The 14,713-nt window shown below is 60.4% G+C and carries 11 protein-coding genes and 1 pseudogene; 2 read left to right on the forward strand and 10 right to left on the reverse strand.

Going from position 1 to position 14,713, the window contains the following annotated elements:
- Positions 1–102 precede the first annotated feature (102 nt).
- The 6 genes from ACHFGA_RS05535 to dapB all read right to left on the reverse strand — a co-directional run bounded on the left by ACHFGA_RS05535 (position 103) and on the right by dapB (position 8,471).
- Positions 103–3,231 (reverse strand): DNA translocase FtsK 4TM domain-containing protein, encoded by a 3,129-nt coding sequence (locus ACHFGA_RS05535; RefSeq protein WP_394281423.1) that lies wholly within the window; start codon positions 3,229–3,231, stop codon positions 103–105.
- Positions 3,232–3,323: 92 nt separating this feature from the next.
- On the reverse strand, positions 3,324–3,923 hold the full coding sequence (locus ACHFGA_RS05540) for a TIGR03085 family metal-binding protein (RefSeq protein ID WP_394281424.1): 600 nt from the start codon (positions 3,921–3,923) through the stop codon (positions 3,324–3,326).
- Between the two features lie 56 nt (positions 3,924–3,979).
- Positions 3,980–5,968 (reverse strand): ribonuclease J, encoded by a 1,989-nt coding sequence (locus tag ACHFGA_RS05545; protein ID WP_394281425.1) that lies wholly within the window; start codon positions 5,966–5,968, stop codon positions 3,980–3,982.
- 2 nt (positions 5,969–5,970) lie between these two features.
- Complete coding sequence (gene dapA / locus ACHFGA_RS05550) at positions 5,971–6,879, reverse strand: 4-hydroxy-tetrahydrodipicolinate synthase (protein WP_394281426.1); 909 nt, start codon at positions 6,877–6,879, stop codon at positions 5,971–5,973.
- Between the two features lie 79 nt (positions 6,880–6,958).
- Entirely contained in the window at positions 6,959–7,711 is a 753-nt protein-coding gene (gene thyX, locus ACHFGA_RS05555; RefSeq protein ID WP_394281427.1) for an FAD-dependent thymidylate synthase, read from the reverse strand.
- Positions 7,712–7,724: 13 nt separating this feature from the next.
- Positions 7,725–8,471 (reverse strand): 4-hydroxy-tetrahydrodipicolinate reductase, encoded by a 747-nt coding sequence (gene dapB, locus ACHFGA_RS05560; protein WP_394281428.1) that lies wholly within the window; start codon positions 8,469–8,471, stop codon positions 7,725–7,727.
- Between the two features lie 182 nt (positions 8,472–8,653).
- Between dapB and ACHFGA_RS05565 the strand changes: the two genes are divergently transcribed.
- Entirely contained in the window at positions 8,654–9,328 is a 675-nt protein-coding gene (locus ACHFGA_RS05565; RefSeq protein WP_394281429.1) for a hypothetical protein, read from the forward strand.
- A gap of 74 nt (positions 9,329–9,402) precedes the next feature.
- Here ACHFGA_RS05565 and ACHFGA_RS05570 read toward each other — a convergent pair whose 3' ends face one another.
- The 4 genes from ACHFGA_RS05570 to ACHFGA_RS05585 all read right to left on the reverse strand — a co-directional run bounded on the left by ACHFGA_RS05570 (position 9,403) and on the right by ACHFGA_RS05585 (position 14,386).
- Positions 9,403–11,676, reverse strand: a complete 2,274-nt coding sequence (locus ACHFGA_RS05570) for a polyribonucleotide nucleotidyltransferase (RefSeq protein ID WP_394281430.1) — start codon at positions 11,674–11,676, stop codon at positions 9,403–9,405.
- A gap of 325 nt (positions 11,677–12,001) precedes the next feature.
- Positions 12,002–12,271 carry a 30S ribosomal protein S15 gene (gene rpsO / locus ACHFGA_RS05575; RefSeq protein ID WP_018581147.1) on the reverse strand — a complete coding sequence of 90 codons (270 nt, stop codon included), beginning with the start codon at positions 12,269–12,271 and terminating at the stop codon, positions 12,002–12,004.
- 146 nt (positions 12,272–12,417) lie between these two features.
- On the reverse strand, positions 12,418–13,380 hold the full coding sequence (locus ACHFGA_RS05580) for a nucleoside hydrolase (protein ID WP_394281431.1): 963 nt from the start codon (positions 13,378–13,380) through the stop codon (positions 12,418–12,420).
- A gap of 40 nt (positions 13,381–13,420) precedes the next feature.
- Positions 13,421–14,386, reverse strand: a complete 966-nt coding sequence (locus tag ACHFGA_RS05585) for a bifunctional riboflavin kinase/FAD synthetase (RefSeq protein ID WP_394281432.1) — start codon at positions 14,384–14,386, stop codon at positions 13,421–13,423.
- A gap of 30 nt (positions 14,387–14,416) precedes the next feature.
- On the opposite strand from ACHFGA_RS05585, the pseudogene ACHFGA_RS05590 reads away from it, so the two are divergent.
- A pseudogene (locus tag ACHFGA_RS05590) lies at positions 14,417–14,713 on the forward strand (tRNA pseudouridine(55) synthase TruB); the annotation flags it as partial.

The following is a 14,713-nucleotide window of genomic DNA, read 5'->3' on the forward strand; positions in this document are numbered from 1 at the left end:
TCAGCGCCGGGATTTTATCCAGCTGTGCCTCAGTACGGTTGATCAGATCAAGATAGGTGTTCTTAGTATCCATGCGTTCAACAATACTGAAAACGAACTGGTTTAGAAGGCGCCGCCCGAAGGATTGTAGGTGGCTTGGACAACACGGGTGTCTGCGTCGCCGCCATCGGTATCGCTGTCACCAGATTCGGCAGGGGCATCGTCGTTAAGCGCCTGCTCCTCAAGGACTTCCTTGGGGGCTTCGGCCGGGTCGGCGCCCTTAATCATCCAGATGATGGTGTCCAGCTCCTCGGGCTTGACCAGCACATCGCGGGCCTTGGAGCCCTCGGAGGGGCCCACCACTCCGCGCGATTCCATCAAGTCCATCAGTCGGCCTGCCTTGGCGAAGCCGATGCGCAGCTTGCGCTGCAACATCGAGGTCGAGCCCAGCTGGGAGGTGACAACGAGCTCGACGGCCTCGAGCAGATCGTCCATGTCCTTGCCGATGTCATCGTCGATGACCTTCTTGTCGGAGGCCTTCTCCTCCGTCACGTTCTCGACGTAGTTCGGCTCCGCCTGGTTCTTGGCGGCCTCGACAACTGCTTGGACCTCTTCGTCGGTGACGAAAGCGCCCTGCATACGCTGTGGGCGGCCCGCACCCTGAGGAATGAAGAGGCCATCGCCCATGCCGATCAGCTTCTCCGCACCGGCCTGGTCGAGGATGACGCGGGAGTCTGTCAAGGACGACGTAGCGAACGCCAAGCGCGAAGGCACGTTCGTCTTGATCAGGCCGGTCACCACATCCACCGAAGGGCGCTGGGTCGCCAGCACCAGGTGGATACCGGCGGCACGTGCCTTCTGGGTGATGCGCACGATCGAGTCTTCGATTTCCTTCGGGGCGGTCATCATCAAGTCGGCCAACTCGTCGACTACACACACGATAAACGGGTAGGGCTTCATCTCCCGCTCGGATCCCAGAGGTGCCTGCAGCTCCCCGGAACGAACCTTCGCGTTGTAGTCCTTAATGTGGCGCACACGCGCGGACTTCATGTCCAGGTAGCGCTGCTCCATCTCCTCCACCAGCCACTGCAGCGCGGCCGAAGCCTTCTTTGGCTGCGTAATAATCGGGGTGATCAGGTGCGGGATGCCCTCATAAGGCGTCAGCTCCACCATCTTCGGGTCCACCAGAATCAGGCGGACTTCCTCAGGCGTTGCGCGCGTGAGCAGCGAGACCAACATCGAGTTCACAAACGCAGACTTACCGGAGCCAGTAGAACCCGCCACCAGCAGGTGTGGCATCTTCTGCACCGAGTGTGCGACAAATTCGCCTTCGATGTCCTTGCCCAGGCCGATCAGCATCGGGTCGTGATTCCCGCGGATCTTCGGCGCGTCCAGGACGTCGCGCAGACGCACCATTTCGCGGTCAGCGTTCGGCACCTCAATACCCACGGCGGACTTGCCCGGGATCGGGGTGAGTAGACGCACGTTATCGGTCGCGACGGCATAGGCCAGGTTGGACTGCAGGTTCGTAATCTTGGACACCTTCACGCCAGGGCCTAGCTCGACCTCGTAGCGCGTAACTGTCGGCCCACGGGAGAAGCCCGTGACCTGAGCATCGACCTTGAACTCGTCGAAGACTTCGGTGATGGCCTCGATCATGCGGTCATTGGCCGCGGTGCGCGTCTTCGGCACATCGCCGGCGACCAGCAAGTCGGTCGAGGGCAGCACGTAGTCGGTGGCAGGTTCTGGGGTGCGCGCCTGTGGGGCGGACTCACTCTTCTCTAGTTCGGATTTCGGCGTGGATGCTGGGACTGCGCCGGCATCGATTCCCGATCGCGCGATGATCGCCTGGCGGGTCTTTTCCAACGAGGTGGATACCGCGGCCGAACTGTTTCCCGCCGGTTCGTCGACCACAGGAATTTCATCGGTGTCGTCGTGGGAGACACTCGGTGCCGGGGCAGATTTCGCTTGTCGACGACGCGACGTCGCACGCTTAGTTGGCTTTGGCTCCGCGGGCAGGACCGTGGTCGCATCGGAATCGTCGAGCTCTGGCTCCGCGTTCGGGTTGAACTCATCGCTCGGCGCTTCCGCAGACTCGCGGGGATCAGCGAAAAGTGTGTGCTGCTGTGCTGATTCATCCGCTGGGTAGTTCTCCAACGGCGAGGAGACCGCCCGGCGCCGCTTGGGGCGGGCCGACCGGAAGGATCGCGTTGCGCTGGTGCGTTTGCGTCCCTCGGCGATGTCGTCGACATCCTCGGCCACATGGGCGTAACGGTCGTCAGAGTCCTTTTCATCGTCGTCTGAATCGTCGGTGAAATTGCGTGAGCCCATCGAGGAAACAAAGTCACCGATCTGGCTGAACAGTTGGCGTACGGTCACCCCAGTGATCATCAACGCACCATAGACGATGAGCAGAATCAGCAGTGGGACGGCCACATAGGAGGAAAAGCCGGCGGACAGGCCCCCGCCGATGAAGGCACCGATCGCGCCACCAGCGATCTTTCGGGCCTCCCATTCCGCTGGGTTACCGGCGAAGACGTGCATCAGCGACAGCATGGCCACCGCGATCAGCACAACACCCACGCCGATGCGGGTCTTTGTGTTTTTGTCGGCGCGGTAATCCAGCATGAGCATGATCGCAATGGCGACGAGTACGACTGGAAGGACCAGTGCGCCCGCACCAATGATGAGGTGGGTCACCGAAGCAATAGCAGCACCGATCGGCCCGGCAATATCCAGCCAGACTGATGCACCAAGAACGGCGGCCAGGCCGATCAGGACAAGTCCGACGGTATCCCCGCGATGGGATCCACCGCCACGGGTAATTCCCCTGGCCTGGGTGTTGTCAGCATCCCCAGACTCGTCGTAAGAATCGTCGGTAGTTTCTTCCTGCGCTGCGATGTCCTTATCCCCCTCGTCGTACTCACTGTGTTCTTCGTAGTCCTCGTGATCTTCGTTGTCGCGTCGTCGGCCAACCTTCGAGCCGATAGAGGCAACGCCTCGTGTCATGGAACCCAATCCCCTAGCGGTGCCGCGCGCGATCGCACCGAATGTGGAGCCAACCGCCTTATAGGCGGAGCCCACCCGCTCATCAGCTGTGTCTGCAGCCAGTTGAGTAGTCGCGGTGGAGTGCGGGCGTGCTAAACGGGTAGTGCGACTCGTGGAACGGGTCGACTTGCTACCGCTTGCTCGGCTCTTCGGGCCGCTGGAAGAGCGACGCGTAGAGCGCGACGGGGAATTCTTGACAGACATGCCCCAAGGATAACCCCAGTAATCACATTGTTCACATTTGCCACACCGAGCACATGCGCATTTTTATGATCACACGCCCCGTTGCGTCAGGCCTACTCCCTTGACTGCGCGATATGCTGCGGGTCTCCGGATACCGTCACCTCGACAACATCGCGCCCAAAAACCCACAGCAACAGTTCGCCCGGTTCACCAACCACCCGCACAACAGCGTCCCCCTGCTCGGCCACCCCACGCCGATCCCCCACCGTCATCGGTGGCAATGTGGTCGGCGACAAGACGACGGGAACCGGAGCCGAACGCAGAAGCAGCTTGCCGAAGCGACCAGCCAACAGAGCCAGTTCTTTGTTCACGGCCTTACTGAACTCGCGCGGCCGGGCTACGCCGTCGCCGCGCAGCACATCTTCATGGTGAACAAAGTGCTCGGCAGTGTTCATCATCGAATCGACGGGCTTCAGCAACAGTGGTGGCCCCGCTGCCCAGTCCTTTACCAGGTCAGCATAATCACGGTTCGAAATTTTATCTGCGAAAACTTTACCCACCCCGGGCATCAGCGCCAGCTGATTATTTTCACGGACGCACAGGTGTTCCGCTAAGTCGCGGGTTTCCCACCCCTGGCACAAAGTCGGGGCATTAGGGCCTACGCGCAGCAGCGTATCTGCAAGGCGCGACCGTTCTGTTGCAGCAAAAGACATGCGCCCCAGCATAGCTGAGGCGCATGAATTAGTGGGCTGCTTTAATGCGAGGACGCTTAGAGCGACTCGCGAGCTGCCTGGACGTCTTCGTCGTCAAGCGGAGTATCGTCCTCGGTCACGGGAACCACGGTCGGCAGAATGACTGGCTCGCGCTTGTACTTCTGCTCGATGGCGCGGGATACCTTACGACGAAGCTGCTGAACCATACGGTACGGGTCATTTTCGCCCTCCGCTGCCAGATCGTTCATCGTGTCTTCGACAAGCTGCACAACCTCTGGCACTACACCTCGGTCGTCCTCGGAGAAGCCCGTGGTCGAAACGGCAGGCTTTTCCATCAGGCGGCCTGTGCGCGAATCGATAACAGCGGTGATCGATACGACGCCACCTGCAGCCAGGTTGGTGCGATCCGCCAGCACGTCGGCCTCGACCTCACCCATCGTTTCACCGTCAACGTAGAGGTGACCGACCTGGTACTGGCCCACAACCTTCGCGTGGCCGTTGACCAAGTCAACTACCACGCCGTTTTGTGCCAGCACGGTGTTCTCGCGCTTCACGCCAGTGGAGATTGCAAGCTCATTGTTGGCACGCATGTGGCGCCACTCGCCGTGCACCGGCATCGCGTTCTTCGGGCGTGCCGCGTTGTACAGGAACAGCAGCTCGCCAGAGTAGCCGTGGCCCGTGGCGTGCACGTGAGCATCCTTGTTGGTGATCACGGTGGCGCCAATCTGCGCCAAATTATTGATCACGGAGAAAATGGCCTCTTCGTTGCCCGGAATCATCGAGGAGGACAAGATGATCAAGTCACCCTCGCGCACCGTAATCTGGCGGTGCTCACGACGCGACATGCGCGACAGAGCAGCCATCGGCTCACCCTGAGTACCGGTAGTAATCAGCAGCACGCGGTGCGGAGCCACCTTGGAGGCCTCGTCGATGGAGATGATGGTGCCCTTCGGCGCCTTCAACAGACCCATCTTTTCGGCGATCTCCATGTTGCGCATCATCGAGCGGCCATTGAAGGCCACCTTGCGGCCCGCGGCGACAGCAGCGTTCACGGCCATCTGCACACGCGAGACGTTGGAAGCAAAGGACGCCAAGATGACGCGCTGCTTTGCTTCACGCACCAGGCGGATGAAGTTCTCCTCGATGCCGGCCTCAGATTCAGAGAATCCCGGGGTGGTGGCATTCGTGGAGTCACACATCATCAGATCCACGCCCTCGTCGCCAAAGCGCGACAGGGCCGGCAGGTCGGTGGGCTTGCCGTCATAAGGCGTTTGATCCAACTTGATATCGCCAGTCATGATGACCTGGCCCGCGCCAGTGCGGATGGACAGGCCCAGTGCGTCCGGGATCGAGTGGCCCACCGTCCAGAAACGGATGTTGAACGGGCCAACGGTGATCTCCGAGTCCTTGTTCACCTCATGCAGCTTCGGACGCTGACGGTGTTCCTTCGTCTTCGCCGCGATCAGCGCGTTAGTGAACTTCGCCGAGTAAATCGGCAGGTTCGGGCGCAGCTTCAGCAGCCACGGGATCGCACCGATATGGTCTTCATGCCCGTGCGTAACGACGAGGGCCTCAACCTTATCCAGCTTCTTCTCAATGGGTCCGAAGTCAGGCAGGATCAGATCCACGCCTGGCTCGCCCGAGGACGGGAACAAGACGCCACAGTCCACGATAAGCAGACGACCGTTGTATTCGAAGACCGTCATATTGCGGCCGATTTCAGAAATACCACCCAAGGCATAAATGCGCAGGCCATTCTGCGGGGCCTTCGGAGGGGCGGGCAGACGCTTAGTCATGTCGGTGCCCTGCATGGACTTCATTGGGTTGCGGCGGTTCTGCCCACCACGTCCACGACGGCGACGGCCACGGTTATTGTTGTTATTTCCGTTGTTATTATTGTTGCCGTTGTTATTGTTGTTGCTCTTCTTGGGCGTGTCACCCTTCTTCGCACCGTCGGCAGCCTGGAATACAGGCGCCTGGTCTCCGGTCTCCGGCGGGCCAGCCTTTCGCGTGACCTTTCGGGACCGATTACGGGGTTCATTCATATTTAGAGGACTCCAGCCTTCTTCAAATCATTTCGAAGAACCTCGATCTGGTCGTCGCTAGCAGCAGCGACCGGCAAACGAGGTTCCCCGACATCCAAGCCCTGCAAACGCAAGGCTGCTTTAGCAAATGTTGCACCACCCAAAATCGCCTGCTGAGAAGCAAGCACATGCATGGTGTTGGCGTTGATTTCCCGAGTACGGGCGAGGTCGCCTTCCTCAAAGCTTGTGTGTAATTCACGGAGAAGTGCCGGCGCAGCATGCCCAATCACCGAAATGAAGCCGGTGGCACCGAGCGCAAGCCATGGCACGTTCAACGGGTCGTCGCCAGAGTACCAGGCAAGACCAGTTTCCTGAATTAATGGGGCTGCCTCAAACATATCACCCTTCGCATCCTTCATCGCCTTGATGGTCGGAAGCTTCGCGAGTTGACGAATCGTGTCGCCTGCGATCGGGATACCCGAGCGGCCAGGAATGTCATAGAGGCAAATTGGTAGATCCGTCGCACCGGCCACGGCCGTGAAGTGCTGGACCAGGCCCTCCTGTGAGGGCTTCGAGTAGTACGGGGTGACTACCAGCAGTGCGTCAGCACCAGCCTCCGCAGAGGCTTGCGCCAGCTCGATAGAGGTGCGCGTGTCATTGGTGCCGGCTCCGGCGATGAGCTTCGCCCGGTCGCCTACTTCTTCCTTGACCGCCTTGAGCAACGCCAGTTTTTCTTCCGTGGTCGTTGTTGGCGACTCCCCCGTGGTTCCTGCGAGGACAAGCGAGTCAATACCGTTATCCACCAGGTGGGCGGCCAACTTTCGACCTGCGTCGAGATCAAGTGCGCCACCGCGGTCAAACGGCGTGACCATGGCGACACAGACGGTGCCGAAGTCAGATGCTCCGACCTGTGCTGTCAAAGTAGTGCCCATGAGGCTCAAGGTTACCTTCTTCCTTAGTCGCGTGTGCAACCCGCCACAGTAGAAGGGTTGCGCATGCGCTTTTCTTTCGCTAGTTAATGTAGGGGCTCGCCGCCATTTTCGACCCATCGGTCAACGTTGTGACCAGGAAGTCGTCGAAAAGCGTCGGCGCTTGCTGCTTTAAAATCTCTAAACAACGGATGGCGAGGCCGCGGATTTCCACATCGGCATGTTCTGTGGCGCGCGAGGCGATGAAGTGGCGCCACGTGCGGTAGTTGCCTGTGACGACGATGCGTGATTCCGTGGCGTTCGGCAAAATTGCGCGCGCAGCCTGGCGGGCCTGTTTCTTCCGCAGTAAGGCGTTGGGCTCGTCGGCAAGCTTCTCTTCCAGCGCGTCCAGCAATTCCTCATAGACGAAGCGGGACTCATCGACGCTGCGAAGAAAGAGTCGGGTTAAGTCTTCGTCCTGCGCGATGAGGTCGGGCACGACCACGTGGTTCGTGTTCGAATGCACGAAACGCTGTGAAAGCTGCGAAAAGGAGAAATGCCTGTGGCGCACCAGCTCGTGTGTCGCCGAGCGAGACAGCCCGCGAATGTACATCGTGGCGGTCGCATGCTCCAGCAGCGCGTGGTGCCCGACCTCCATGATGTGCCGCAGGTAAGTCTCATTGGTCGCCGTGTGCGGGTTCGGCTTGTCGAAGGTTTCGTAGCACGCGCGCCCCGCGAACTCGACAAGGCCTTCGGCATCGGTGGCCGTCTCGTCGGCTTGCCACGCCACATCGTCCGGGGAAGAAAACTGGGTTGCCGCGATCAGCTGAACATCAAGCCGAGTTGGCTGCGCCATCGTGACCTCTCCCCTACAGACCCAAGTAGGAATCGAGCCCGATGCTCAGGCCCTTGTGCTCTTCGACGTTGCGCACGCCGGTGAGCACGCCGGGGACGAAGGAATCGCGGCCGTAGGAATCCTGGCGGATCGTCAACGTCTGATCCTTGGTGCCAAACACAATGTCCTCGTGCGCGACCATGCCGGTCATGCGCACGGCATGCACCTTCACGCCATCAACATCGGCACCGCGAGAACCGTCGAGCGCCTGCTCGGTCGCATCCGGCATCGCCTCCATGCCGGCCTCCTTCCGCGCCTGGGCAATGCCCTGAGCGGTCTTCACTGCGGTGCCCGAAGGTGCGTCCAGCTTGTTCGGGTGGTGGTATTCCACAACCTCCGCCGACTCGAAGAATGGGGCTGCCTGCTTTGCGAAAGCCATCGCCAGCACCGCGGAAATGGCGAAGTTCGGGGCGATGAGCACCCCGACCTCCGGGTTGTTCTCCAACCAGCCGCGGACCTCGTCGTAACGCGCGTCATCGAAACCGGTGGTGCCGACGACCGCGTGGATGCCGTTGTTAATGCAGAACTCGAGGTTGCCCATCACGGCATTGGGCGTGGTGAAGTCCACGATGACCTCTGCGCCAGCATCGACGAGGGCGTCGAGGGAATCATCAGCATCAATCTCAGCGACCAGCTCAAGGTCATCCGCCGCCTTCACACCAGCGACAACCGCCGAACCAACGCGCCCCTTGGCGCCGAGAACGCCTACCTTAATTGCCATAGTTGTACTCCTTCGAACTTGTTTTCGCTGTGGTGCGCCGCGCGCACGTTCCTTTCGCCTAGTCTATTCCCCGCGCTTTCAATATGGGGCAGCGGCAGGCATCTGGCGGTGCCAGGCAACGATTCGCTTACGATCGCGACAATTCCTTTACCTGGGTCCGCGTCTCGGGTTACCTTTAACTTATGAAACACAAGACACTCGCACTCATTTCCATCCCACTGGTTGCGGGCGTCGTGCTGGCGGGTTGTTCGTCCAGCGACGACACCCAAACACAAGACCAAGCACAAGAAACCGTGACGACGACGGCGACATCCCCCGTCGAAACCACCGACACCACCACGGAAACCTCCACAGAGACCTCGCCTGTCGACACCGAACCTTCCAACGACACGGCCCTGGCCATGCTAGGGGCCGCATCCACCGACCCGACAACAAACTGGGAGGAAAGCAACGGCGGGGCCTACGCAGACCTGGACATCAAAGACATCCGCGTCGGGTCCCACGACGGCTTCGACCGCTTCGTCCTCGAGTTCACCGGCGAAGGCCTTCCCAGCTACCACGCGGGTTACACCGACGAACCCCTGCAGCAAGCATCCGGCTTGCCCATCGATGTTGCCGGCTCCGCCGCGCTAGAGGTCATGGTTCACGGCACCGCAGCCGCGATGATGAATACCGACAACCCGCTGCTGAAGTCCGTCGGCCCGATGGACAAGGCAGCCGGCAATATCCAGGGTGTTACCTACGGCGGCACCTTTGAGGCGGACTCTCAGTTCTTCATTGGACTGGACAAGCCACGCCCCTACAGCGTCACCGTCTTGGAGAACCCCGCTCGCCTTGTTATCGACATTAAGAGCTAGTTCGCTTATCGACGAAAAACGGCCGGCCCTCACATCTGGAGGGGCCGGCCGTTCGTCGTTAAGCGCGATCTGCCTTAGTCTTCGTCGACTGGGACCAAGGAGATCTTGCCGCGGTTATCCACATCTGCGATTTCAACCTGGACCTTGTCGCCCACGTTGACGACGTCCTCGACCTTGTCGATACGCTTGCCGCCGCCGAGCTTGGAAATGTGGATCAGGCCATCCTTGCCCGGGGTCAGCGACACGAACGCGCCGAACGCGACAGTCTTCACCACGGTGCCCAGGAAGCGCTCGCCCACCTTCGGCATCTGCGGATTAGCGATCGAGTTGACCTTCTCAATCGCCTGATCAGCGGACTCACCGGATGCAGCAGAGATGAAGACGGTGCCGTCATCCTCGATGGAGATATTTGCGCCGGTGTCATCAGTGATCTGGTTGATGGTCTTGCCCTTCGGGCCGATGACCTCGCCGATCTTGGACACAGGCACCTTGATCGTGGTGATCTTCGGTGCGAACGGGCTCATTTCATCTGGGCCATCGATGACCTCAGCCATGGTCTCCAGGATCGCCTCACGTGCTTCCTTCGCCTGCTCCAGCGCATCTGCCAGAACCTTCGAAGGAATGCCATCCAGCTTGGTGTCCAGCTGCAAAGCGGTGATGAAGTCCGGAGTACCGGCGACCTTGAAGTCCATGTCACCGAACGCGTCCTCCGCGCCCAAGATATCGGTCAGGGCGACGTACTCGGTCTTGCCGTCGACCTCACCAGAGATCAGGCCCATCGCGATACCCGCGACAGGGGCAGCCAGTGGAACACCCGCGTTGTACAGCGACAACGTGGAGGCACAGACCGAACCCATTGAGGTAGAACCGTTGGAGCCCAAAGCCTCAGAGACCTGGCGGATCGTGTACGGGAACTCCTCGCGCGAAGGGATTACCGGATCAAGCGCGCGCTCAGCCAACGCTCCGTGGCCGATCTCGCGGCGCTTCGGGGAGCCCACACGGCCAGTCTCACCAGTGGAGTATGGCGGGACGTTGTAGTGGTGGATGTAACGCTTGGACGTCTCCGGGTGGAGCGAATCCAGCTGCTGCTCCATCTTCAGCATGTCCAGGGTAGTCACACCCAGGATCTGGGTCTCGCCGCGCTCAAACAGTGCGGAGCCGTGGGCGCGTGGGATGAGGTCCACCTCAACGCCAAGATCGCGGATATCGGTGGTGCCGCGGCCGTCGATGCGGTAGCCCTCAGCCAGAATCTTGCCGCGCACAACGTCCTTCATCACGGCGTTGTATGCTGCGCGGATCTGCTTGGAGGCGGCTTCCTCGCCAAGATCATCCTCGAACTTGTCCAGCAAGTCGTCCTCGATGTCTTCCATGTGCTCGTTGGAAGCCTCGTCGCGGTCCTGCTTGCCGGCGATGGTCATGATATCGCCCAGCTTCTTGCGGGCCTTCTTGTCCACTGCCTTGTACACCTCTTCGGTGTAGTCAGGGAACAGTGGGAATTCCTCGGTTTCCTTCGCGGTGCGCTCCGCCAGACCAGCCTGAGCTTCGCACAGCGTCTGGATGTATGGCTTCGCAGCCTCCAGGCCCTCCGCGACAACCGACTCGGTTGGGGCGATCGCACCGTTGTTGACCTGCTCGACCACATTGACACCAGCGCCAGCCTCAACCATCATGATCGCTACATCGTCCACGTTCTTGCGACCCTGCTTGCGGGTAACCATGCGGCCTGCAACAACCATCTCGAACAGTGCACGCTGGTGCTGCTCGTGGTTCGGGAACGCAACCCACTGGCCTTCTGGGTGCTTGTCATCAGCGATCAGTGCCATACGCACGCCACCGACGGCGCCGGAGACTGGCAGGCCGGACAGCTGCGTTGCAGCGGAAGCACCATTAATTGCGACGACATCGTAGTAGTCATCAGGATTCTGCGACAGCACGGTGATCACGATCTGCACCTCGTTGCGCAGACCCTTCACAAAAGTTGGGCGCAGTGGACGGTCAATCAGACGGCACGCGAGGATTGCCTCAGTCGATGGGCGGCCCTCACGGCGGAAGAAACCACCAGGCAGCTTGCCAGCTGCGTACATGCGTTCTTCCACATCAACGGTCAGTGGGAAGAAGTCAAAGTTTTCGCGCGGGTTGTTCGACGCGGTGGTGGTGGCCAACAACATGTTGTCATCGTCCAGGTAGGTGGTCACCGAGCCACCAGCCTGGCGTGCGAGCTGGCCAGTTTCGAAACGGATGGTGCGTGTGCCGAAGTCGCCATTATCGATAGACGCTACAGCTTCAGTAATTCCGTAATCCTCATCAAAATGGAATTCCACGGAGTTATCAGGAGTGAAGTTACTCAAAGAAGGATCCCTTTCCTTTAGGTCAATCCCGGCGATCTTCGGTGCCGCCGCTTAAAAGATGTTTGGTAACCTGCGCCATACTATCAGGCCAGCTGGTGGAGTGCCCAGCTCGCCACGGGGTTTCCGCCATTCTGACAAACTGTCGAAGCTGAACTGTTGGATTAGGGCGCTTTTAGCCGCTTCGGGCCGCCACACGCCCCTGTTCCAACATTTCAGATCCAGCAGTTTGCGCTGCTGGGTGGAAGAGCGCAAAAGAAAAACCACCTGCTCCCCTCTCAAACAGAGGGAAACAGGTGGTAGGTGTTCGTCGAAAAGCGAACCGTTCTTAGCGACGCAGACCCAGGCGGGCGATCAGCTCACGGTAGCGCTCGACGTTGTTGTCTGCCAGGTACTTCAGCAGACCGCGACGACGACCGACCAGCAGCAGCAGACCACGACGGGAGTGGTGATCGTGCTTGTGGAACTTGAGGTGCTCGGTGAGGTTGTTGATGCGCTCGGTGAGCAGGGCAACCTGAGCCTCGGTGGAACCGGTGTCGGTCTCGTGCAGGCCGTACTCCTTGAGGATTTCAGCCTTCTTCTCGGTGGACAATGCCATGAGATGTACTCCTTGTTTATTTCAGTCCACATTCTTCGGAAAAAGTCTTATACCCGCGCGCACTGCTGTGGACCACAGTGACACATGCGGAAGACCTCAGGGAACATTACCTGAGGTCGAAGCGAAAACCAAACGGCTTCCGCGGATTAGGCGGCCGGGGTGTCCTTGGCCAAAGCGGTCAGGCGCTGCATGAACTCATCCAGGAACCGCTGCACTTCCACGCCGACGGCCACCTGGGCGGTCTTGGTGGCATCGTTGAGCCGGGTCTCATCGCCGATGGTGCGGCCGCGGGTGGCGCCTTCGGTGTCGCACTTCATGTTCATCGGGATGGTGGTCACCAGGTTCGGGTCCACTGCCACGGCTACCGCGAGCGGGTCGTGCAGGCCACAGCCACCAAGGTGTGGGCTGGTCGTCTCGTAGGCCTTGATGTAGTAGTCGGTGGCATCGGCCAGGAAGTTGCCGCCCGTGGTGCCCAGCGCGCGCCACTTGGCCGTTTCCTCGCTGGTCAGCAAGGTCTGCAGCGTAACGTCCAGGCCGATCATCGTGACGTCCTGCGCCTGCTTGAACAGCAGGTCGGTGGCCTCTGGGTCCTGGTTCACGTTCGCTTCGGCCCACGCGGACACGTTGCCCGGAACGGTCAGGGCACCGCCCATCATCACGATGTGCGCGTTCGCCGCGAAGTTCTCATCAGCCTCAATCGCCGCAGCGATGGTGGTGGATGGGCCGGTGGGCACGATCACAAGGTCATCGCCGTACTCACGCACGGACTCCACCAAGAAGTCGACGGCAGACTTGCGCTCCACCTCACGCTTTGGCTCCGGCAGCTCAGCCTCCCCGATGCCGTTGGCGCCGTGGATGAACTCGGAGACCTCCAGCACCTCGAAGGAATCACGCTTACGCGCATGGTCGGGGCCGGCGAACACGGGGACATCGGTGCGGCCGAACAGTTCCAGAATCGCCAGCGAGTTACGCACACCGGTTTCCACCAGAACGTTGCCGTAGGTTCCGGTCACACCGATCAGCTCAAGCTCCTCCGAGCCAAGCGCGTATGCCAGCGCGAGGGCATCGTCGATGCCGGTGTCCAAGTCCAGGATGATCTTACGTGCCATAAAAGGGGTGGCCTCCTTATAAATTTGAAAAGAACACACCCTACTGTAGGCCAAGCACCTCGCGCGTGTTGGTCACGTCGCGCGCCATGTTCTCCAGCAATTCCTCAACTGAATGGAATTTCACCATGTCGCGGACCTTTTCGACGAACTCCACTTTGGCGATCCGCCCATACAGGTCCGCCTCCTGATCCAAAATGAATGACTCCACGGAACGGCGATGGTCACCAAAGGTCGGGTTCGTCCCGATTGAAATGGCCGTCGGATAGCGCTGGCCGGGAAGCATGTCGCCGTCGATCGGTTCGTCGTCAAGCACCGTGAACCACCCGGCGTAGACACCGTCGGCGGGTAAGGCGACGCTTTCGGAAAAGTACTGGTTTGCGGTGGGGTACCCCAGTTCCCTGCCCCCGCGCCCTGCGCCGCGTTCGATCTCAGACTCCACCGAATAGTTCCGCCCCAGCGCCTCATTTGCGGCAGGGATATCGCCGGCGGATAGCCGCTCGCGGATATAGGTGGAGGAGACGCGGTGGTCGTCGTCGACAAGCAAATCCACGATCTCTACCTTGACGCCGTGGCGCTTGCCCAGCTCGCACATAGTGTCGGCGGTGCCTTCCGCCCCTGCCCCGAAGGTGAAGTTTTCGCCGACGGCCACGCTGTGAGCATGAAGCGTGTCGACGAGTACCTGGCGGAAGTACGCTTCTGGGGAGACTCCTGCGAGTTCTTTGGTGAAATCGACGACGAGCAGGTTGTCCACGCCGAGGGCTGCGACGAGTTCGGCGCGCTCTTCAAGGGTGGTCAGCATCGTGGGGGTGCGTTCTGGAGCGAAGACTGCAACAGGGTGGGGGTCAAAGGTCATCAGCACGCTGGGGAGTCCTGCCTCGCGTGCGGTGTCCACAGCTTCACCGATGAGGCGCTGGTGACCGCGGTGTACCCCGTCGAAGACTCCGATGGTGACCACCGAGGCAGCGAGTTCGTCGGGGACTGCATCTAGTCCGTTCCAAATATCCACGACCATTAGATTACGGCATACTGTAAAGCTATGAATCATCCCCAGCATGAACCCCAGCACGACCCTTTGGCGGATTCCGGATTGGTCGTCGTCGATAAGCCCCAAGGCATGACTAGCCATGACGTCGTCGCCAGGCTGCGCCGCTTCTTCAGCACGCGCAAGGTGGGCCACGCGGGCACGTTGGACCCGCTGGCCACGGGCGTGCTGGTAGCGGGCGTGGGCCGGGGCACGAAGTTGCTGGCGCATCTGGTCGCCCACGACAAGGTGTATGCTGCGACGATTCGCTTGGGCCAGGCCACCTCCACGGAAGATGCCGACGGGGAGATC

Source organism: Corynebacterium sp. (genome assembly GCF_043426755.1).
GTDB lineage: Bacteria > Actinomycetota > Actinomycetes > Mycobacteriales > Mycobacteriaceae > Corynebacterium.

What these genes read in the sequence shown, in the direction of transcription:
- ACHFGA_RS05535 (WP_394281423.1), bottom strand. Translation starts at nt 3,231, where the DNA reads ATGTCTGTCAAGAATTCCCCGTCGCGCTCTACGCGTCGCTCTTCCAGC.
- ACHFGA_RS05540 (WP_394281424.1), bottom strand. Translation starts at nt 3,923, where the DNA reads ATGTCTTTTGCTGCAACAGAACGGTCGCGCCTTGCAGATACGCTGCTG.
- ACHFGA_RS05545 (WP_394281425.1), bottom strand. Translation starts at nt 5,968, where the DNA reads ATGAATGAACCCCGTAATCGGTCCCGAAAGGTCACGCGAAAGGCTGGC.
- dapA (WP_394281426.1), bottom strand. Translation starts at nt 6,879, where the DNA reads ATGGGCACTACTTTGACAGCACAGGTCGGAGCATCTGACTTCGGCACC.
- thyX (WP_394281427.1), bottom strand. Translation starts at nt 7,711, where the DNA reads ATGGCGCAGCCAACTCGGCTTGATGTTCAGCTGATCGCGGCAACCCAG.
- dapB (WP_394281428.1), bottom strand. Translation starts at nt 8,471, where the DNA reads ATGGCAATTAAGGTAGGCGTTCTCGGCGCCAAGGGGCGCGTTGGTTCG.
- ACHFGA_RS05565 (WP_394281429.1), top strand. Translation starts at nt 8,654, where the DNA reads ATGAAACACAAGACACTCGCACTCATTTCCATCCCACTGGTTGCGGGC.
- rpsO (WP_018581147.1), bottom strand. Translation starts at nt 12,271, where the DNA reads ATGGCATTGTCCACCGAGAAGAAGGCTGAAATCCTCAAGGAGTACGGC.
- ACHFGA_RS05580 (WP_394281431.1), bottom strand. Translation starts at nt 13,380, where the DNA reads ATGGCACGTAAGATCATCCTGGACTTGGACACCGGCATCGACGATGCC.